This window comes from Mesorhizobium erdmanii, from assembly GCF_013170725.1.
Taxonomy (GTDB): Bacteria; Pseudomonadota; Alphaproteobacteria; order Rhizobiales; family Rhizobiaceae; genus Mesorhizobium; species Mesorhizobium erdmanii.
In genome coordinates this window covers 3,995,760-4,014,991 of sequence record NZ_CP033361.1, presented here as the reverse complement: position 1 = coordinate 4,014,991, position 19,232 = coordinate 3,995,760, and the positions used below count along the sequence as shown (strand labels likewise).

Sequence of the window (19,232 nt, the reverse complement as noted above, 5' to 3'; positions counted from 1 at the left end):
AGTTCAAAGATGAACAATAAACAAGAGCTACCCTGGGACAACCCGCGTTTTCGCAACTGGGTCGCGGTGGCGCGCGCCTGCCATGTGCTGGAGCGCACGCTGGCGGTCAAACTCGCGCCGCTCGACCTGAAGCCGGCGCAGCTCGACGTGCTGATGAACCTCTATCGCCACCCCGGCATGTCGCAGCACGACCTTGCCCGCAAGCTGCTCGTCGGCCGCTCCAACATCACCATGCTGCTGCCGCAGCTGGAGGCGCGCGGCCTGCTGCGCCGCGAAGGCGACGAGAAAGACAAGCGCATCCTGCGGCTCGCCTTGACCGAAGCCGGCGAGGCGCTGCTGATGCAGGCGCTGAAAGTGCATATGACGCTGATCGAGAAGGCGATGAGCCAGTCGACGCCGGAGCAATGCGACATGATCGGAGAGCAGATGCGCAAGATCTATGAGGTGCTGAAAGAGGCGTGACTGCCCTTTCGGTCACTCACCACATCGTTTTCTTCGCCCGCTCTGGCCATTCCTTGTCGTATGCCTCGCCGTCGATGTTCTTGCGGCTGGTGACTTCCAGGATTTTTCCCGGCGTCGGCAGCGATTTCGGATCGACATGTTTTGCCGGGTTCCACAGATCCGAACGCACGATGGCGCGGGCACACTGGAAGTAGACCGAATCGACATCGACCACCGTTACCGAGCGCGCCGGCTTGCCGTCGATGGTGAACGAGGAACACAGCGCGGAATCGGTCGTAATATGGGCGCGGCCGTTGATGCGCAGCGTGGTTCCGGAGCCCGGCACCAGGAAGAGCAGGCCGACGCGCGGATCCCTGATGATGTTCTTCAGCGAATCGGCGCGGTTGTTGCCGCGCCGGTCGGGCATCATCAATGTCTTGGGATCGACGATGCGCACAAAGCCGGCGAGATCGCCGCGCGGCGAACAGTCCAAGCCCTCCGGCCCGCTGGTGGCAAGCGCGACAAACGGCGAAGCCTCGATGAAGGCGGCGTATTCGGGAATGACGTGGTCAAGTTCCTTGACCACCGACGCTTCGCCCGGCAGGCCATAGAGCGCTTCGAGCTGTTCGACCGTGGTGATGAGCGACATCTTTTTGTCTCCGAACCTCTGCCGGCGCTACCCCAGATGTGTGACGCCTTTACGACGCCAGTTTAGCGGTCGCGGCTCAAGCCTTTTTCCGCCAGCTCCGCCAGATAGGCGTTCCAGCGCTCATCCTTCTCGTGGCCGAGCGTGTGCAGGTAGTTCCAGGTGAAGATACCGGTGTCGTGGAAATCATCGAAGGTAATGCGCACCGCATAGTTGCCGACCGGCTCGATCTTCAGGATGGCCACATTGCGCTTGCCGGGAACGGTCACCCGCTGCTCCGGCGAATGGCCCTGCACCTCGGCCGACGGCGATGCCACACGCAACAGCTCCGCGGGCAACTCAAACGGGTGGTGATTGGGAAAGGTAACCGACAGCAGTCTGCGGTCCTTGGAGACCCTGAGTTCTTTTGGCGCGGTCATGCTGTTTGATCCCGTATCGATTGCCTCTCCCTACGCCGCTTCGCGAAACGGGAAAAGTCCCGATAGACGACCGACACGCTGTGTCGGCTGCGGGATGTTACCAAAGATCGAGAAGCGGTATCTTGAATGGCGGACTGGATCGTATCACATAGCCATATATAACGACGCCGGTAACGGCCACGGAAACGCTCGAACATGAACATGATCGACCCCTTCGGTCGCACGATCAGCTATCTCAGAGTGTCGGTCACCGACCGCTGCGATTTCCGTTGCACCTATTGCATGGCCGAGGACATGACCTTCCTGCCGAAGAAGGACCTGTTGTCGCTGGAGGAGCTGGACCGGCTCTGCACCGTCTTCATCGAAAAGGGCGTGAAGAGGTTGCGCCTCACCGGCGGGGAGCCGCTGGTGCGCAAGAACATCATGCATCTCGTGCGCCAGTTGTCGCGCCATATCGACAGCGGCGCGCTGGAAGAGCTGACATTGACCACCAATGGCTCGCAGCTCTCGCGCTTCGCCGCCGAGCTCGCCGATTGCGGCGTCAAACGTATCAACGTCTCGCTCGACACGCTCGATGCCGACAAGTTTCACCAGATCACCCGCTGGGGCCATCTCGGCAAGGTCATGGATGGCATCGACGCGGCTCAGGCGGCCGGGCTGAAGGTCAAGCTCAATGCGGTGGCGCTGAAGGATTTCAACGACGCCGAACTGCCCGAGATGATGCGCTGGGCGCATGGCCGCGATATGGACCTGACCGTCATCGAAACCATGCCGATGGGCGAGATCGACGCCGACCGCACTGATCAGTATCTGCCGCTGTCGCTGCTGCGCGCATCGCTGGAGCGCCAGTTCACGCTAACCGACATTCCCTTCAAGACCGGCGGCCCTGCCCGCTATGTCCACGTCGCCGAGACCGGCGGCAAGCTCGGCTTCATCACGCCGATGACGCATAATTTCTGCGAAAGCTGCAATCGCGTCCGGCTGACCTGCACCGGCACGCTCTATATGTGCCTCGGCCAGGAGGATGCGGCCGACCTGCGCGCGCCGCTGCGCGCATCCGAGGGCAACGAACTTCTCGCCGACGCGATCGACGAGGCCATCGGCCGCAAGCCGAAAGGCCATGATTTCATCATCGACCGCCGCACTAGCCGGCCATCAGTGTCCCGGCATATGAGCGTCACCGGCGGCTGATTTTTTCGATGATTCGTGCAACATCGCCTTTGGCTCGATTGGCTTTAAGGCGAGACATGCGGCGACGTTCTTCTTTCCTGGCAACTGTGGCTATCATTGCGGCAACCAGTGCAGCCGCCGCTCCTTTCACCTATGTGAACGAGCGCTTTGGCACCGTCTGCACCTTTCCCGACGAGATCTTCACCGATCGTCAGCCCGAGCCCGAAAATGGCGACGGGCAGGTTTGGCTGAGCGCGGACGGTGCCAGCCTGACTTGCTCCGGCATCCTCAATGTCGACGATGACAAGCCGCAAGGCTTTGTCGCCGATGAAAGGGCCAGCAAGGAACCTGGCTACACGGTCACCTACAGCAAGACCGGCAAGAACTGGGCGGTGCTGTCGGGCATGAAGGATGGAAAGGTCTTTTACGAGCGGCGCCTGTTCGGCAGGGATGGAGTTATCCGCACGGTCTGGATCGATTATCCCCCGGCGCTGAAGTCGAAATACGACCGGCTGGTCGGCGCTATCGCCGGCAGCCTCAAGGGACCGTGAGTATTTCGGATCACACCCCAGAAAAAGTCTTGTTCGAAAAGCGCCGCCGGATTTACGGCCGGCCTGTTCCGGCCTAGCCTTTCCCCTGAAGGCGGCTTATCGCCGATGGGGGAACATCATGCGCAAACTCATTCTTTCTCTTGCATTGCTCGGCTTCACGGCTCTGCCCGTGGCGGCCCAGTCGATCGGCGGCACCTACACCGTCGCCGGCACCAATTTCGATGGCTCGGCCTATGACGGCGAGGCCACCATCACGCTGACCAGCGGGACGACCTGCACGATCCACTGGGAAACCGGCGGCTCGTCGTCCGACGGTATCTGCATGCGCAATGACGACGCCTTCTCCGCCGGTTACGTGATGGGCAAGGATATCGGGCTCGTCGTCTACAAGGTCGAGGAGGATGGCTCGCTGCATGGTCTGTGGACGATCGCCGGCAAGGAAGGGAACGGCACCGAGATACTGACGCCGAAGAAATAGGCGTCGCCGAGGCCAGACAGGTGTCGGGAGACGAAGTCGCCTCCCGACAGGATCCGCGCCGAATCCAGGACATGAGCTTACGCCCGCGATGACGGATGCCGTGGTCCTGGCCCAGCCCTTTGCCATTGCTGTTTCGTGGTGGGCTGTTACAGGCTTGCTTGCCCAGCAACCGGTAGGTGCCTTGCCTCTTTCCCCAAATCTCCGCGGCGCGTTGTTCATGATGGTGGCGATGGTTGGCTTCACGCTCAACGACGCCATCACCAAATACTCTTCGCAATCGATGAACATGGCGCAGGTCATGCTGATCAGAGGGGCATTTGCCTCGCTCTTCGTCGGCCTGCTGGCTTGGCAACGTGGTGCGCTTTCGCGGCCGCGCCTGATGCTGCAGCCGCTGGTGGCAATCCGCGTGCTGGGCGAAGCGGGCGCCACCGTCTCATTCCTCGTGGCGCTTGCCCATTTGCCGATCGGCAGTGTCTCGGCCGTTCTTCAGGCGCTGCCGCTGGCTGTGACCATGGGGGCCGCGCTGTTTTTCGGCGATGCGGTCGGCTGGCGCCGCTGGCTGGCGATCGCCGTCGGCTTTGCCGGCGTGATGGTCATCGTCCGGCCGGGCTTCGAAGGCTTCAGCATCTATTCCCTTTGGGCGCTGTTGAGCGTCGCCTGCTGCACCGTGCGCGATCTCTCCACCAAACGCATCCCTCAAACCATACCGACGATGCTGGTCTCGACCGCGACCGCACTGGCAATGACCTTCGTCGGCGCGGTGCTGTTATCGCCGATGGGCGGCTGGACGCCGATGACGGGCAAGAGCACGGCGCTGCTGGCGCTGGCGGCGGTGCTCGTGCTCATCGGCTATCAGTTCATCATCATGGCGATGCGCTCGGGCGAAATCTCGTTCATCGCGCCGTTCCGCTACACCGCGCTCCTCTGGTCCATCCTGCTCGGCCTGATCGTCTTCGGCGACATACCGGACATGCCGATGATCGTCGGCGCGACAATCGTCGTCGGCTCGGGTCTCTACGCACTCTATCGCGAGCGGGTTGTCGGCCGGCGAAGGATCGTCGCCGAAACGACAGGGCCGACCATGGCGCCGGATGGGATCTAATGCATGTCGCCCAGAAGTGTGCAGCGGTTCTGGGATAACGACATGCATCAAGACAAAAGACTAAAGTGCGTCGCCTGACTCCGTTTCAGCGCGACGCACTTTAGCCGGGTCTTGCGATTTCCGGCGGCTGGCGTACAGGCGATGCATGAGGCGAGATATTGCAGGGATCGTCCTGGCCGGTGGCCAGTCGAGGCGGATGGGCGGCGGCGACAAGAGCCTGCTGCCGCTTGGCGACGGTAGCGTTCTGGATCAGGTCCTGTCGCGCTTTGGCCCGCAGATCGAAACCCTGGCGCTGAGCGCCAATGGCGATCCTCAACGCTTTTCCCGTTTCGGACTGCCGGTGCATGCCGACGCCGTCGAAGGTTTTGCCGGGCCGCTTGCGGGCATCCTGACCGGTCTCGAATGGGCGGCTGCCGGAACGTCTTGCAAGGCGGTCGTCACCGCCGCCGGCGACACGCCCTTCCTGCCCGTCGATCTGGTCGACCGCCTGGCGGAGGCCGCCGGCGGACATCCGGGTTCGATCGCCGTCGCCTCTTCGGCCGGCCGGTGGCACCCGACCTTCGCGCTGTGGCCGACCGAATGCCGCGACACCTTGCGGCACTTCCTGGTCGATGAGGACAACAGGCGGGTTTCGAGCTTCATCGAGCGCCACAAGCATGTCGAGGTGGAGTTCCCGATCCTGCAATCCGCGGGGCTCGATCCTTTCTTCAATATCAATGTGCCGGACGACCTTGCCGAGGCCGGACGTCTGTTGCAGAGCATGACATCATGAACATCTTCGGCATCACCGGTTGGAAAAACTCCGGCAAGACCACACTGACCGAAAAGCTGGTCGCGGAGCTAGTGCGGCGAGGCAGGAAGGTCTCGACGGTCAAACATGCCCATCATGATTTCGACATCGACAAGCCGGGCGCCGACAGCTTCCGCCATCGACAGGCCGGCGCCACCGAGGTTGCGATCGTGTCCGGCAATCGATGGGCGCTGATGCACGAATTGCGCGGCGAGGATGAGCCGCCGCTGAAGAGCATCCTCTCGCGGCTCGCCGCATGCGATATCGTGCTGGTCGAAGGCTACAAGCGCGAACCCCACCGCAAGATCGAAACGCGGCGCCTGGAGGCGAAGGACCGGACCCCGCTTTCGGCGGGCGATCCCAATATTGTCGCAGTCGCCGCCGATTTCACCGTCACAGACAAGAGCCTGCCGGTATTCGACCTCGACGACGTAAAATCGATAGTCGACTTCATCGAGCGCACCACCGGCCTCGTTGCTTGAGAACTAACCTAACGGCAGAACCCCATTACCGATTTCGGTGGTTTTGCAGTTGCTTTTTTCTTGGAAAGAGTGGGAGTATCGCTGCAGCGGGCGGTCAAAAGCACCGCCCCACAGAGCCGTTTCGGAACGACGGCCGGGACCATAAAGAGAGGACTATCATGCGTATTGCACTGCGTATCGCGCTCGCCGCATCGGCTGCGCTGCTGACGCTCAGCGTAGCCCAGGCCCAGGAGAAGACCCTGCGGATCGGCACCGAAGGCGCCTATCCGCCCTTCAACAACCTGACCTCCGACGGCAAGCTCGTCGGCTTCGACATCGACATCGCCCAGGCGCTTTGCGATCAGATGAAGGTCAAGTGCACCTTCGTCGCCCAGGATTGGGACGGCATCATCCCGGCGCTCCAGGCCGGCAAGTTCGACGCCATCGTCGCCTCGATGTCGATCACGCCGGAGCGTAAGGAGAAGGTCGACTTCACCCACAAATACTACAACACGCCCTCGGCGCTCGCGGTGCCGAAAGACTCGACGCTGAAGGGCGTGACCAAGGAAGACCTAGCCGGCAAGACCGTCGGCGTCGCCACCACGACCACCCATTTCAACTATGCCTCGAAAACCTACACCGACAGCACCGTGAAGGGCTATCCGAGCAGCCCCGAGGAGCAGGCGGACCTTGCCAATGGTCGCCTCGACGCCATCGAAGACGACATCGTCGTGCTGCAGCAATGGCTGGATACGCCCGATGGCGCCTGCTGCAAGATCCTCGGCCAGCCGTCGCCGCAGCCTGTCGAGATCTTCGGGCCGGGCGCCGGCATTGCCGTGCGCAAGGGCGAGACCGATCTGGTCAACAAGCTCAACGAGGCCATCGACGCCATCCGCGCCAATGGAAAATACAAGGAAATCAACGACAAGTACTTCAAGTTCGACGTCTACGGCGCCGAGTCCTGATAAACAGGATCGAGACGGCGGGGAAATTCCCCGCCGTCTTTCTATTCGTCGTGGAAATGTCGTGGAGATAAGATCCGTCAATGCCAGCCCAAAGCATATGGACACTGCTCAGTTGGGGACCTGATGGCTGGAGTGACGATATTGCGTATGGCGTCGTAGTAACGGTTCTGCTTGCGCTGGCGACGCTCCCCATTGGTTTGACGATTGGCTTTTTCATTGCGCTCGGCAAGCAATCCGAAGAGCCCTCGCTGCGTCTTGCCGCCAATATCTACACCACGGTCTTTCGCGGCCTGCCGGAATTGGTGACGCTTTTCCTGTTCTTCTTCGGCGTGCCGATCCTGCTGCAGCACCTCATCCGGTATTTCCGTCCCGAAGCGACCATTGACGTCAACAGCTTCATCGCCGGCATGATCGTTCTCTCGCTGATCTTTTCGTCCTATGCCAGCGAGGTTTTCCTCTCGGCCTTCCGTGCCATACCGAAAGGCCAGTATGAGGGTGGTTATGCCATCGGTCTTTCCTACGGGCAGACAATGCGCCTGGTGATCTTGCCGCAGTTGCTGCGCATCGCTTTTCCCGGTCTCGAGAATTGCTGGCTCAGCCTGTTGAAGGACACCTCACTCGTGTCGGTCGTCGGTCTGGCGGAGACGTTGCGCAACGCCGGCGTGGCCGCCCGTGTCACCAAGCATTCGTTCCTGTTTTATGGCGTGGCGGCTTTGGTCTTTCTTGCTCTGGCCGTCGTGTCGTCCTTTGCCACCAGCGCCATTTTGCGCTCGCTCGGCAAACGCGAGGCTCAACGATGAGCGCGACCGCCACCCTGGTCGAACGGCCGCCGCCACGAGCCCGCGGCTGGCCGCGAAGGCGCATCGTCGGCTACGCGCTGGTCGGCCTGTGGATCGCCTTTGGCCTCGGCATCGTCAGCTACCTCGTCTTTGCCTGGAACGCCGCCTTCTTCGCCAAATATGCGCCGGCCTATCTGCAAGGACTTGGCGTCACCCTGTCGTTGGTCGCCATTTCGATGGTGGTTGGCGCCGTTATGTCCGTGCCTGTTGCGTATGGGCGCATGTCCAGGAACCGGATCCTGTCCGGTCTGGCCTATTGTTACGTCTATTTCTTCCGCGGCACGCCGCTGCTGGTTCAGACTTTTCTGGTCTATTACGGTTTGGGATCGTTCAGACCGGAACTCCAGACGATCGGGCTGTGGGATTTCTTCAAGGACGCCTTCAACTGCGGCGTCTTCGCCTTTGCGCTCAACACGGCCGCCTACCAGGCCGAAATCCTGCGCGGTGCCATCGAAAGCGTGCCGAAGGGCCAATGGGAAGGTGCTGCCTCGCTCGGCCTGCACAAACTGCAGACGCTCCGCAAGATCATCCTGCCGCAAGCCCTGGTGGTCGCCTTGCGGCCCTACGGCAATGAACTGATCCTCATGGTCAAGGCTTCGGCGATCGTCGCCATCATCACCGTCTACGATCTGATGGGTAATGCAAAGCTCGCCTTCGCCAATTCGTTCGATATCCAGGCCTATATCTGGGTCGCCCTGGTGTACCTTGTCATGGTCGAGTTGTTGCGCCATGCCATCGAATGGATCGAGCGCCGCATCACCATCCACCTAAAACGCTGACTGGTTTCCATATTGGCTGCACCAGTGGATCAGTCCACAGGCGTCTTGACGAATTGAGCGCAGGGCCTAGAGCCGGATGATTTCAGGTCAAATCGACCTGAAATCTGAATCCGTCTCTAAATTAAAGAGATAGAGCATGATGTCGTCCGAAAACCGCTTCACACTTTTCGGCATCATGCTCTAGAGCTTTCGCAGCAAGTTCCGTTTCTGTTTCCGTCTGAAGGGCAAGCTCATGGCATCTGTGGCATTTCTCGGTCTTGGCGTGATGGGCTATCCAATGGCCGGTCACTTGAAGAACAAGGGTGGCCACGACGTCACCGTCTACAACCGCACCAAGGCCAAGGCCGAGCAATGGGTTGGCCAGCATGGCGGCAGCCTTGGGGTGACTCCTGCGGAGGCTGCCAGGGACAAGGACTTCGTCTTTTCCTGCGTCGGCAACGACGATGATCTGCGCTCGGTGACGACAGGTCCCGAAGGCGCTTTCAAATCGATGAAGAAAGGTTCGGTCTTCGTCGACAACACCACGGCCTCCGCCGAGGTCGCGCGCGAATTGGCGCAAGCCGCGCAAGCGGGCGGTTTCTCGTTTCTCGACGCGCCGGTTTCCGGCGGCCAGGCTGGTGCCGAGAACGGTGTTCTGACCGTCATGGTTGGTGGCGATCGGACAGCCTTCGACAGAGCCAGGCCGGTTATCGATGCCTATGCACGCATGGTTGGGCTGATGGGATCGGCCGGTGCTGGCCAGCTCACCAAGATGATCAACCAGATCTGTATCGCCGGACTGGTGCAGGGACTATCGGAAGGCATCCATTTCGGCAAACAGGCAGGGCTCGACATCGAGAAGGTGATCGAGGTGATTTCCAAGGGTGCCGCCGGTTCCTGGCAGATGGAGAACCGGCACAAGACGATGAATGCCGGCAAATATGATTTCGGCTTCGCCGTCGACTGGATGCGCAAGGACCTCGGCATCTGCCTGGCGGAGGCCGACCGCAACGGCGCAAAACTGCCGGTGACCGCGCTTGTCGATCAGTTCTACAAGGACGTGCAGGCAATGGGCGGCAAGCGTTGGGACACGTCCTCGTTGTTGGCTCGGCTGCAGAAGTAGGCGGCCATGTCCCTGCCCGCTCCAGACTGGACGGCGCAGGACATCATCGCGCATCTACGCTCGATCGGCACCGAAGAAAACCGCGTCGGCATGGCACGGTTCGGCATCAATACGGCCACCGCGCTCGGCGTCGGCAACGCGGATTTGCGGCCCTTGGCGCGCAAGCTGAAGCGCAACCATGAGCGATCCCTAACGCTGTGGGCTAGCGGCATTCGCGAAGCACGGCTGATGGCGGCGTTCACCGGCGAACCGGCGAGGATCACCATTGAGGAATGCCGCCGCTGGGCCGGCGATTTCGATTCCTGGGAAGTGGTGGACACGGTCTCCGACCTGTTCGCCGATACGCCGTTCTGGCGCGCGCTGATCGAGGAGTTCGCCATCGATGAGCGCGAGTTCGTTCGCCGTACGGCCTTTGCCATGCTGGCCTGGGCGGCCGTGCATTTGAAAAAGGAGCCCGACATTACGTTCCTGTCCTATCTGCCATTGATCGAAGCCCATGCCCGTGATGAGCGCAATTTCGTCAGGAAAGCGGTCAACTGGGCGCTTCGGCAGATCGGCAAACGGTCAATCAACCTGCACGCCCCTGCCCTTGCCCTGGCGCAAAGACTTGCCGCCTCTCCGGACAAGACCGCGCGCTGGATCGGCAAGAATGCGGTGAAGGAACTGTCGGACGCCAAGACGCTCGAACGCTTCGCCACCAGAAAAATTTGATGCTGCCAACATCCGTTGATCCGGCTCGAGCATTGACGCCATTGGCCTCGGCGTCTTTACTTCTAGGCAAAGGAAGCGGCCATGAACCATTTCAGATCAAGCTTGGCGCTCGCCGCCGTGCTGTCGCTCTCCGCTGGCGGCGCCTCGGCCGAGACCATGCATATCTTCTGGAAGGATTTGCGCCCGCCCACCCAGGCGGTCGCCGAAGACGCAAACCTTCCAATGATCGCGGCAAAGTTGCCCGACCATGGCGAGACATTGTCGCTCAATTTGCAGGACAAGACGATACAATTAGCCGGATATGCATTGCCGGTCGATCGCGACGGCGATCTCGTCTATCAGTTCCTGCTGGTGCCTTGGACCGGCGCCTGCAGCCACATGCCGACGCCGCCGCCCAACCAGATCGTGCTGGTCACACCAGCCCATCCCTACAAGATGTCGCAAGCCTACCAGTCGGTCGCCGTCACCGGTGCCCTGAAGCCGGACATGGAGAAAAGCCAGCTGTTCATTCTGGACGGCGTCAGCGTCGTCCAGTCCGGCTACAGCGTGCGCAAGGCCGAGGTAGCCAGCGTCGATACTGTGCCGGATACCGTCACCCTGCCGCTGAACTCGCCCTGGAGCTTCCTCAACAAAAAGAAAAATTGAGGCAATTCCAGCCAAAACGGGCGCTCGAGGACCAGTCCTCAGGCGGCGTTGGCCCCCGATTCCTTATCCAGCACCATGTAGTCGAGCGGGATTTCGGTCGTGTACTTGATCTGCTCCATGGCAAAGGACGACGACACGTCACGGATCTCGATCTTGGCGATCAGCCGCTTGTAGAAGGCATCGTAGGCGGCGATGTCGGGCACCACGACGCGCAGCAGATAATCGACGTCACCGCTCATGCGGTAGAACTCGACCACCTCGGGAAACTCTTGGATGACCTCCGAAAACCGCCGCAGCCACTCATGGCTGTGCGAATTGGTGCGGATCGACACGAAGACGGTGACCCGCACATTGACCTTCTCATGATCGAGAATGGCGACGCGCCGTTTGATGACGCCCTCCTCCTCGAGCTTCTGGATACGGCGCCAGCACGGCGTGGTCGACAGGCCGACTTTCTTGGCGACATCGGCCACCGCGAGCGTCGCGTCCTCCTGCAGGAGGCGAAGAATTTTTCGGTCAAGGCGGTCCATTAGAGGCTCCTGGGGGAATAGTTTCGCTATATTCCCTCTTATTCGAGGCTTTCACAAGAAAGAAATTCTGCCAATAGCTGCTAAAGCGAGTGATTTCTTGCTCAATGTCTAGCCCATGCGATGGCGGATTTCCGAGCGCAGGAAAGGCAGCAAATCCATTTCAAACCACGGATTCTGCTTCAGCCAGCCGCTGTTGCGCCACGATGGATGCGGCAGCGGCAGCACCTTGCGGCCGGCCGAATTCGCCCAGATGGCGCGCCAGTCCATCACCGTTTCCGTCAGCGAGGCGCGGCGCGCGGCGCCCATATGCCAGGACTGCGCGTAGATGCCGATCGTCAGCACCAGGTCGATCGACGGCATCAGCGCCATCAAGGGCGCGAGCCAGGCGGGCGCGCATTCGCGCCGTGGCGGCAGGTCACCGCCCTTGGCGTCCTGCCCTGGAAAGCAGAATCCCATCGGCACGATGGCAAATTTCCCGGTGTCATAGAATTCGTCGCTGGTCACATCGAGCCAGTTGCGCAGGCGGTCGCCCGAGGCGTCGGTGAACGGCATGCCCGACGCGTGTACCTTGGTTCCCGGTGCCTGGCCGGCGATCAGGATGCGGGCGCTGGACGAAGGACGCAGAACCGGTCGTGGTTCGTGCGGCAAACGCTTGCCGACGGGATTCTCGACGCAGATGCGGCAGGCCCGGATCGTCGTGGCAAAACTGTCCAGTTCCATGCTCAAGCGGCGGCACTCGGGCGGCTGGAAATCGCCTGGTGCCAGCGCAGCACATTGGTGCATTCCTCCGGCACCTTGATGCGCGCCGGCTTCATGAAGTCGATCGCGATCAGGCCGGTGACATCGGCAATCGAATAGCTGTCGCCGGCGGCGAACTCCCGCTTCCCCAACTCGCCGTCGAGGATTTTCAGGAATTCGATTGCCTTTGGTTTGTTGGCCTCTCCCCATTCCGGGATTTGCGGAATTTCCCATTCCTTCATGGCCGGATGGATATGGCGAAACGCCTGGGCGACGCAGCTGAGCAGGTTGAATTCCATCCGCCGCTGCCACATCTCGACCTGCGCCTTGCCGAGCGCGCCGCGTCCGAACAGCGCCGGCTCCGGATGCAATTCCTCGAAATAGCGGCAGATGGCGACGGATTCGGTGATGACGGTACCGTCGTCAAGCTCCAGCACTGGCAGGCGCTGCAAAGGATTGCGCGAACTCACCGTTTGGCGCTTGTGCTCCAGCGCCCCCATGTCGACGGACACCAGGGGAACCGCGATGCCCTTCTCGGCGAGGAAGACGCGTACCCGTCGCGGGTTGGGCGCCCGACCGCCATCATAGAGCTTCATTCGATCCTCCTTTTCCCGTTCCAGGCTAACGCACTTCATCGGAAGCGAAAAATCTCCCGCAGGGCGTCGCCGATCGACGCCAATGTGCCGTGTTTTCGCTCCACCACCACACCGTGATGGCTGTCGCGCCAGTCCTGCGGCTGCTCGAACGTACCTGCCCAGATACCGACCTTTGCCGCGCGAGCGGTCGCTTGCTCATTTTCGAAGTCGCCAAAGGCGACGGCCCAGCCCGCTTCGACCTGGGCACGGTTGAGGTCCACACCGCCGGCCTTGCAGTCGCCGAGCAGCCGGCCATAGCGATCCCGCTGCCAGCCGCTGCAGGTGACCGGTCTGCCGGCAATCAGGCGCACCAGTGATTGGCGCGCAAGCGTACCACAGGCATAATCGGCACCGTTTCTGCGGCAGGTTTGGGTGTATTCCGGGGCATCGATGCCGCGCATGCGGATGCGCTCCGCACCGAGTGTGATCGAATCGCCGTCATTGATGATGGCAGCCCCCTGCGTCTGCCGCGTCTCCACCCGGTCGAGGCGTGCCGCCAGCAAGATCAGCAATCCCAGAATGACGGCCGCCAATCCATAGTCCAGCAGTTTGCGCCATAGGCTTCTCGGACCCGGTGCCGCGTAGCGCCGGCGCGATCTTGGCGACCAGGAACGGCTCATATGGCAAACGGTTGGTTAATCATTCGAACGTAGCTTAACACATTGACGTCGCTGCACGCATAAATTGAAGCTTTTGATGCCCTTGCAACGCTCGAACACAGCGGACAAGTTCATTGTGGACCGCAGGAAACCGCATCGCAACAGCGATGTGGCGCGTGCGGTTCGCAAGACGCGCGACCGTCTCTCGCAGCAAGCCGGCAATCCCGATTTCGACCGCGAACTGTTAAAACTCCACGCCGGCGCCATGACCAGCGGTGCCGTGGCCATACCGTTGCTCGTCCTCGCGATCGCCGCGGCCGGTCGCTTCGTCGGCGTCGGCAACGAGATCGGCCTCTGGGCGCTGTTCACGCTCACTTGCTATACCATCGTCGTCTTCATGGCGCGGCGCATCGAGCGTAGGGAAGCTTCCGAGCTCAACCCTTTGCAAACGCGACGGGAATTCCTGGCCGGCCATTTCCTGTGCGGCCTCGGCTGGGCCTGGTTCGTCTGGCTCGGCTGCGGCGTCTGCGCGGTCGACCAGTTCCAGGTGATCAAGGCGGTGGTGCTGCTGTTTGCCATGGCCGGGACCGCTCTCATAGCATCATCGCTCAGCGGCGCGCTGCTGGCGACATTTGCTGTGCCGGTGGCGCTCTATGCCTATGTCGGCGCCAAATTGTGGATGCCGGTCGAGGCGGTCATGGCCGGGCTGCTTGTCGTGTCGCTGCCCTTCTTCGCCTATGTCGCCCGTCAACTCAACCGCTCCTCCCTGATGCTGTTGTCGTTCCGCTCTGAAAAGGATGCGCTGATCGCCGAGCTCGATACGGCGAAATCGATGTCGGATGAGGCGCGGCGGCGGGCCGAGGATGCCAATCTGGCGAAATCGCGTTTCCTCGCGTCGATGAGCCATGAACTGCGCACGCCGCTCAACGCCATTCTCGGCTTTTCCGAGGTGATGGCGAACGAAGTGCTGGGGCCGATGAGCAATCCCACCTATCGCGATTACGCCCATGACGTGCACGACTCCGGCCAGCATCTGCTCGACCTGATCAACGAAATCCTCGACCTGTCGCGCATCGAGGCCGGCCGCTACCAGCTCAATGAAGAGCCGGTGATGTTGCTGAACATCGTCGAGGACTGCTGCCACATGATGGAGTTGAGGGCGCGCAACAAGGATATCCGCGTTGTCCAGGATTTCGAACAGACATTGCCGCGGCTGTTCGCCGACGAGCGCGCCGTGCGCCAGATCACGCTCAACCTTCTATCCAATGCCATAAAATTCACCGCCACCGGCGGCGAAATCCGCGTCCGTGTCGGCTGGACGGCGGGCGGTGGCCAATACATATCGATCAAGGACAACGGCCCCGGCATCCCTGAAGACGAGATCCCAGTGGTGCTCTCGGCCTTCGGCCAGGGCTCCATCGCCATCAAGAGCGCCGAACAGGGCACCGGCCTCGGCCTGCCGATCGTCCAAGGGCTGCTCGCCATGCATGGCGGCGAATTCGAGCTTCATTCCAAGCTGCGTGAAGGCACCGAGGCAATCGCCATCTTCCCGCTGAGCCGGGTGATGGAAGAACTGCCGGCACTGCCGACCGCGGCGGTTGCGGCGCGACGGCGGTAACGGATCGGCCAGCCTGCCAGCTCCGGCCAGGAAGTGGAACGCGGACCGCAATGACAGCAGATTGGGATGCCAGTAGCGTCGAAATCAAATCGGGGCGGCTTCGTCTGAAGTTGTTCACGACCGACGATGCTGAAGATGTCTTTGCCGCAATCACGCCCGCAATCACCCGTTTTATGCAGTGGGAACCGCCTCGATCACCAACTGCCTTCGCCGAGGTGTGGCGATCCTGGCTGGCGCCGATCCTTGATGGATCGGATCTGCATTTCGTCGTGCGTTCGTTGGCGGACGATCGCTGTTTGGGGCTTGTCGGCCTTCATGCGGCACAGACCGCCTCTCCCGAAATCGGAGTTTGGATAAGGCAGGACGTACACGGAAAAGGCATTGGCCGGGAGGCGGTTGCCGCTTTGGTTACGTGGGCGTCCAACGACCTCAATCCGGATTGCTTCGCGTACCCTGTCGCCGAAGATAACTTGGCTAGCCGAAGAATTGCCGAAGGCCTTGGTGGCTCGATCGTCGAGACTCGCTCCAATGCGAAATACATTTCGGTGATCTATCGAATTCCCAATCTCAGGCGGTGAGTTGCCGAAGACCAAGATCTAACCGCGCACGGCCGCCGCCATGCCAGAACTGGTCAGCGCCGCCGCCTTGACCAGGCCCGCGCCAAGTGCTGCCCCTGCCCCTTCGCTGTGGCTTATGCGGAGGTCAAGCAGGGGAAGCAGACCGAGCCGCTCGGCGGCCCTGGCGTGCGCGGGCTCCGGCGACAGGCTGGCGAGGAGACAATGGTCCAGGGCTCCAGGATTGGCGGCGTAAAGCACCGCGGCTGCGGCCGTTGCGGCGAAGCCGTCGAGCAGGACGGGAATCTGCTGCATTCGTGCCGCGAGGATGGCGCCGGCTATCGCCGCGAACTCACGGCCACCGACACGGCGCAATACCTCCAGCGGGTCGTCGAGATGGCCACGGTGAAAGGCCAGCACCGCATCGACCACCTCCGCCTTGCGTGCCTGCATCGCCGCATCGGCGCCGGATCCCGGGCCGACCCAATCGGACCCCCTGCCCCCCATCAGCGCTGCGAAAAGGGCGGCGGCGACAGTGGAATTGCCGACGCCGAGATCGCCGAGGCAAAGCAGGTCGGTGCCCCCGGCGATCGCTTCCATGCCGAAAGCCATGGTTGCCGCGCAACCGCGCTCGTCGAGCGCGGCATCCTCGGTGATGTCGCCGGTCGGGATGTGCAGGGCGAGATCGAACACTTTCAGCCCGAGGTCGTTGGCGATGCAGATCTGGTTTATCGCCGCACCGCCGGCCGCGCAGAGCTCGACCGCGTCGGCCGTCGCCGCAACCGGGCGTGGCGAGATACCATGCCTGACAACACCATGGTTGCCGGCAAAGACTGCCATGAGCGGCCGTGTCACGGCGGGCGGTGCCCGCCCGCTCCAGGCAGCAAGCCACGCAGCGATGTCCTCGATGCGGCCGAGCGAATGGGCCGACTTGTCGGCCTTGGCAAACAGTGCGCGCACGCGCGCTTCGGCCTTGAGGTCGGCTGCCGGCAAATTGTCGAGCAGGTTGCGAAAATCGTCGAAAGGCAGCGTGCTGGTCATGTCGTAAGCAAATCATTCCTCAAGTTGGAGAGCGGCATAGCCGCGTTGCGTGATCGGCACAACCTCTCCCAAACATCCGCCATGTTTGCCGCAAAGATGGCCTTGGAAGGCGCGATCGCGAGGGCTTGCATTGGCTTTGCCGTTGCACCATGTGGAGGTGGAAGAGCGGAGCCTTGGCGGATCCCTCGAGAGAAAGTCATGACGGCCATCGAATCCCCCTGCATCCTGGTCTGTTCGATCGACATGAAAACCGGCTTCTGCTTCGGTTGCGGCCGCACGCGCGAGGAAATCGGCGCCTGGATGGGAATGACGCCGGAAAGCCGCCGTAATGTGATGGCCGAACTGCCGGCTCGGCTGGAAACGGTCGAACGCCGGCCGCGCCGGGAAACGCGCCGCACCCGAATGGCGCGCGAACGCGACGTACTCTAGGCTCTTTGTTTTAAACGCAATTCCCGTGGGAAAACCGCTTCACACCTTTCCTGGAATTGCTCGAGCGAGGCATGGATGAGCAGCTGGTTGTTCTGGATCGTTATGGCGGTGATCGGCGTGGGAGCGGTCTTGCTCATGCTCAACGATTCCCGAGGCAGCACGCTTGGCGTCGAGAACTATGATTTCGGCCGGCTGATCTGGCTTGGCGCTTTCGGCGCCCTCATCGGTGCCGGCCTGCTGCGGTCGGGCCGCCCTTTGGGCGACATGGCTCGCAATCTTGGCACCTGGGCGGCAATCGTGCTCGCATTGATCGCCGGCTACCAGTATCGCTACGAACTGCAGGACGTTGCCAGCCGGGTGACCGCCGGCCTCGTTCCCGGCAGTCCGCTGGCGCTCGGCGTCGAAGACGGCCACGCCACGGTGACCCTCGACAAGGCCGACAATGGCCATTTCGAAGCTCGCATCCTGGTCAACGGCAATCCGGTCAGGGCCATTGTCGACACTGGCGCGACCAGCACGGTACTGACGTCGGAAGACGCGCAGGCCGCCGGCTTCAATCCAGCGGTGCTCAACTACACGATACCGGTTTCGACCGCCAACGGCATGGCGCGCGCCGCGGCTGTCAAGACCGACGAATTGGCCATCGGCGGCATCGTGCGCAAGGACATGCCGGTGATGGTCGCGGCGCCCGGCATGTTGAGCCAAAGCCTGCTCGGCATGAACTTCATCGGCTCTCTGTCGGGCTTCGACGTGCGCGGCGACCGCATGATCTTGAGGGACTGAGGTCAGGCCGCTTCGGCCGCTGTTCCACCGAATTGGACGGCCGCGAAAGCCGTCTTCAGCACGTCCGGTCCGGCGCCGGGCCGATTTGCGTCGGTCGACAGGATCTGGCGATAGCGACGCGCACCGGGCAGTCCGTGGAACAGTCCTACCATATGGCGGGTGACGTGGCCGAGCCGCCCGCCCTGTGCGATGTGACGCGCCGCATAGTCCGCCATCGCATCGATCAGCGCGGCAAAATCGAACGCTTCGGACTTCGCGCCATAGAAGCCGGCGTCAACGCCGGCCAGGATGCCTGGTGTGTGATAGGCGGCGCGGCCAAGCATGGCGCCATCGACATGATCGAGATGCGCCAGCGCCTCTTCGAGCGACTGAATACCGCCGTTGATGCCAATGAATTCGTTTGGTTTTCTGGTTCTCAAGCGATAGACCCGGCCATAATCGAGCGGCGGGATGTCGCGGTTTTCCTTGGGGCTCAGCCCCTCCAGCCAAGCTTTGCGTGCATGCACCCACAAGGCGTCGGCGCCAGCCTCGAAAACCCCGTTAGCCAGCGCGTCGAGCGCCGGCTCCGGATCCTGTTCGTCGACGCCGATGCGGCATTTGACGGTGACGGGGATTGTCACCGCCGCTTTCATGGCCGCGACGCAGCCGGCGACGAGGTCGGGCACTTTCATAAGGCAGGCGCCGAATGTACCCGACTGGACGCGGTCCGACGGGCAGCCGACATTGAGGTTGATCTCGTCATAGCCGAACGCCTCGCCGATACGCGCCGCTTCGGCAAGCTTTGCAGGATCCGACCCGCCGAGCTGCAACGCGACGGGATGTTCGGCATCATCGAAACCAAGCAGCCTCTCACGCGCGCCATGGATGACGGCGTCGGCCACCACCATCTCGGTATAGAGCAGCGCCCGGCTGGTCAGCTGGCGATGGAAGAACCGGCAATGCCGGTCCGTCCAATCCATCATAGGGGCTACGGCCAGTCTATGCTCGAGATTTTTCGCCATTTTCTTTATCATCAAATTGTTAGAAGCTGCCGAGTGCACACGTATTTACGCCAGGATACGCACGGCGCTGGGCTACCAAAACCGAGCGCCAAGTCAATCGCGGTGAGGCGCCGACTAAGTCCCGTATCGCGCGCCTGAATACTTCGGCGAACTTATCGACCTTCATATCAACGACCTGTGCGATGTAGGCAAGTCCCCTCGCCGC

General features: G+C 61.8%; 25 protein-coding genes. 17 read left to right on the top strand and 8 right to left on the bottom strand.

What is annotated here, in order from left to right:
• Nucleotides 1-9 precede the first annotated feature (9 nt).
• On the top strand, nucleotides 10-462 hold the full coding sequence (locus EB233_RS19440) for a MarR family winged helix-turn-helix transcriptional regulator (RefSeq protein WP_027054181.1): 453 nt from the start codon (nucleotides 10-12) through the stop codon (nucleotides 460-462).
• Nucleotides 463-478: 16 nt separating this feature from the next.
• Here EB233_RS19440 and EB233_RS19435 read toward each other — a convergent pair whose 3' ends face one another.
• Together EB233_RS19435 and EB233_RS19430 are read right to left on the bottom strand one after the other, a co-directional pair.
• Nucleotides 479-1,090 carry a pyridoxamine 5'-phosphate oxidase family protein gene (locus tag EB233_RS19435; RefSeq protein WP_064988683.1) on the bottom strand — a complete coding sequence of 204 codons (612 nt, stop codon included), beginning with the start codon at nucleotides 1,088-1,090 and terminating at the stop codon, nucleotides 479-481.
• Nucleotides 1,091-1,152: 62 nt separating this feature from the next.
• Nucleotides 1,153-1,506, bottom strand: coding sequence for a gamma-butyrobetaine hydroxylase family protein (locus EB233_RS19430; RefSeq protein ID WP_027054179.1), 354 nt, complete (start codon nucleotides 1,504-1,506; stop codon nucleotides 1,153-1,155).
• A 195-nt stretch (nucleotides 1,507-1,701) separates the two neighbouring features.
• On the opposite strand from EB233_RS19430, the gene moaA reads away from it, so the two are divergent.
• The 12 genes from moaA (at nucleotide 1,702) to EB233_RS19370 (ending at nucleotide 11,099) form a co-directional block, all read left to right on the top strand.
• A complete protein-coding gene (gene moaA / locus EB233_RS19425) occupies nucleotides 1,702-2,697 on the top strand; it encodes a GTP 3',8-cyclase MoaA (RefSeq protein ID WP_064988682.1) in 996 nt (331 codons plus the stop codon).
• 86 nt (nucleotides 2,698-2,783) lie between these two features.
• On the top strand, nucleotides 2,784-3,227 hold the full coding sequence (locus tag EB233_RS19420; RefSeq protein WP_246298414.1) for a hypothetical protein: 444 nt from the start codon (nucleotides 2,784-2,786) through the stop codon (nucleotides 3,225-3,227).
• Nucleotides 3,228-3,345: 118 nt separating this feature from the next.
• Nucleotides 3,346-3,705, top strand: a complete 360-nt coding sequence (locus EB233_RS19415; protein WP_064988680.1) for a hypothetical protein — start codon at nucleotides 3,346-3,348, stop codon at nucleotides 3,703-3,705.
• A 181-nt stretch (nucleotides 3,706-3,886) separates the two neighbouring features.
• Complete coding sequence (locus EB233_RS19410) at nucleotides 3,887-4,807, top strand: DMT family transporter (protein WP_064988856.1); 921 nt, start codon at nucleotides 3,887-3,889, stop codon at nucleotides 4,805-4,807.
• 145 nt (nucleotides 4,808-4,952) lie between these two features.
• Entirely contained in the window at nucleotides 4,953-5,579 is a 627-nt protein-coding gene (gene mobA / locus EB233_RS19405) for a molybdenum cofactor guanylyltransferase MobA (protein ID WP_064988679.1), read from the top strand.
• Nucleotides 5,576-6,079 (top strand): molybdopterin-guanine dinucleotide biosynthesis protein B, encoded by a 504-nt coding sequence (gene mobB / locus EB233_RS19400; protein ID WP_064988678.1) that lies wholly within the window; start codon nucleotides 5,576-5,578, stop codon nucleotides 6,077-6,079. Before mobA ends, mobB begins: the two co-directional genes overlap by 4 nt.
• Nucleotides 6,080-6,237: 158 nt before the next feature.
• Nucleotides 6,238-7,023 (top strand): ABC transporter substrate-binding protein, encoded by a 786-nt coding sequence (locus tag EB233_RS19395; RefSeq protein WP_027054172.1) that lies wholly within the window; start codon nucleotides 6,238-6,240, stop codon nucleotides 7,021-7,023.
• 80 nt (nucleotides 7,024-7,103) lie between these two features.
• Nucleotides 7,104-7,823 (top strand): ABC transporter permease, encoded by a 720-nt coding sequence (locus EB233_RS19390; protein ID WP_027054171.1) that lies wholly within the window; start codon nucleotides 7,104-7,106, stop codon nucleotides 7,821-7,823.
• Complete coding sequence (locus tag EB233_RS19385) at nucleotides 7,820-8,641, top strand: ABC transporter permease (RefSeq protein WP_064988677.1); 822 nt, start codon at nucleotides 7,820-7,822, stop codon at nucleotides 8,639-8,641. Before EB233_RS19390 ends, EB233_RS19385 begins: the two co-directional genes overlap by 4 nt.
• A gap of 232 nt (nucleotides 8,642-8,873) precedes the next feature.
• Nucleotides 8,874-9,743 (top strand): NAD(P)-dependent oxidoreductase, encoded by an 870-nt coding sequence (locus EB233_RS19380; protein ID WP_064988676.1) that lies wholly within the window; start codon nucleotides 8,874-8,876, stop codon nucleotides 9,741-9,743.
• A gap of 6 nt (nucleotides 9,744-9,749) precedes the next feature.
• On the top strand, nucleotides 9,750-10,454 hold the full coding sequence (locus tag EB233_RS19375) for a DNA alkylation repair protein (RefSeq protein WP_064988675.1): 705 nt from the start codon (nucleotides 9,750-9,752) through the stop codon (nucleotides 10,452-10,454).
• A gap of 81 nt (nucleotides 10,455-10,535) precedes the next feature.
• On the top strand, nucleotides 10,536-11,099 hold the full coding sequence (locus EB233_RS19370) for a DUF3299 domain-containing protein (protein ID WP_064988674.1): 564 nt from the start codon (nucleotides 10,536-10,538) through the stop codon (nucleotides 11,097-11,099).
• Between the two features lie 38 nt (nucleotides 11,100-11,137).
• Here EB233_RS19370 and EB233_RS19365 read toward each other — a convergent pair whose 3' ends face one another.
• The 4 genes from EB233_RS19365 to EB233_RS19350 all read right to left on the bottom strand — a co-directional run bounded on the left by EB233_RS19365 (nucleotide 11,138) and on the right by EB233_RS19350 (nucleotide 13,622).
• Nucleotides 11,138-11,629, bottom strand: a complete 492-nt coding sequence (locus EB233_RS19365; protein ID WP_006205209.1) for an Lrp/AsnC family transcriptional regulator — start codon at nucleotides 11,627-11,629, stop codon at nucleotides 11,138-11,140.
• 108 nt (nucleotides 11,630-11,737) lie between these two features.
• Complete coding sequence (locus EB233_RS19360) at nucleotides 11,738-12,412, bottom strand: uracil-DNA glycosylase family protein (protein WP_064988673.1); 675 nt, start codon at nucleotides 12,410-12,412, stop codon at nucleotides 11,738-11,740.
• Nucleotides 12,352-12,963, bottom strand: a complete 612-nt coding sequence (locus EB233_RS19355) for a glutathione S-transferase (RefSeq protein ID WP_064988672.1) — start codon at nucleotides 12,961-12,963, stop codon at nucleotides 12,352-12,354. Before EB233_RS19355 ends, EB233_RS19360 begins: the two co-directional genes overlap by 61 nt.
• Nucleotides 12,964-12,998: 35 nt before the next feature.
• A complete protein-coding gene (locus tag EB233_RS19350; RefSeq protein WP_064988671.1) occupies nucleotides 12,999-13,622 on the bottom strand; it encodes a thermonuclease family protein in 624 nt (207 codons plus the stop codon).
• A gap of 76 nt (nucleotides 13,623-13,698) precedes the next feature.
• On the opposite strand from EB233_RS19350, the gene EB233_RS19345 reads away from it, so the two are divergent.
• Together EB233_RS19345 and EB233_RS19340 are read left to right on the top strand one after the other, a co-directional pair.
• A complete protein-coding gene (locus EB233_RS19345; protein ID WP_064988670.1) occupies nucleotides 13,699-15,219 on the top strand; it encodes a sensor histidine kinase in 1,521 nt (506 codons plus the stop codon).
• Nucleotides 15,220-15,269: 50 nt separating this feature from the next.
• Entirely contained in the window at nucleotides 15,270-15,797 is a 528-nt protein-coding gene (locus tag EB233_RS19340) for a GNAT family N-acetyltransferase (RefSeq protein ID WP_064988669.1), read from the top strand.
• An 18-nt stretch (nucleotides 15,798-15,815) separates the two neighbouring features.
• Here EB233_RS19340 and EB233_RS19335 read toward each other — a convergent pair whose 3' ends face one another.
• Nucleotides 15,816-16,814, bottom strand: a complete 999-nt coding sequence (locus tag EB233_RS19335; protein WP_064988668.1) for a nicotinate-nucleotide--dimethylbenzimidazole phosphoribosyltransferase — start codon at nucleotides 16,812-16,814, stop codon at nucleotides 15,816-15,818.
• A gap of 198 nt (nucleotides 16,815-17,012) precedes the next feature.
• Between EB233_RS19335 and EB233_RS19330 the strand changes: the two genes are divergently transcribed.
• Both EB233_RS19330 and EB233_RS19325 read left to right on the top strand, forming a co-directional pair.
• Nucleotides 17,013-17,243: a DUF1289 domain-containing protein gene (locus EB233_RS19330; RefSeq protein WP_064988667.1), complete on the top strand. Its 231-nt coding sequence runs from the start codon at nucleotides 17,013-17,015 to the stop codon at nucleotides 17,241-17,243.
• 75 nt (nucleotides 17,244-17,318) lie between these two features.
• Nucleotides 17,319-18,026, top strand: a complete 708-nt coding sequence (locus EB233_RS19325) for a TIGR02281 family clan AA aspartic protease (protein ID WP_064988666.1) — start codon at nucleotides 17,319-17,321, stop codon at nucleotides 18,024-18,026.
• Nucleotides 18,027-18,028: 2 nt separating this feature from the next.
• Here EB233_RS19325 and dusA read toward each other — a convergent pair whose 3' ends face one another.
• Entirely contained in the window at nucleotides 18,029-19,027 is a 999-nt protein-coding gene (gene dusA / locus EB233_RS19320; RefSeq protein WP_064988855.1) for a tRNA dihydrouridine(20/20a) synthase DusA, read from the bottom strand.
• Nucleotides 19,028-19,232: the final 205 nt, after the last annotated feature.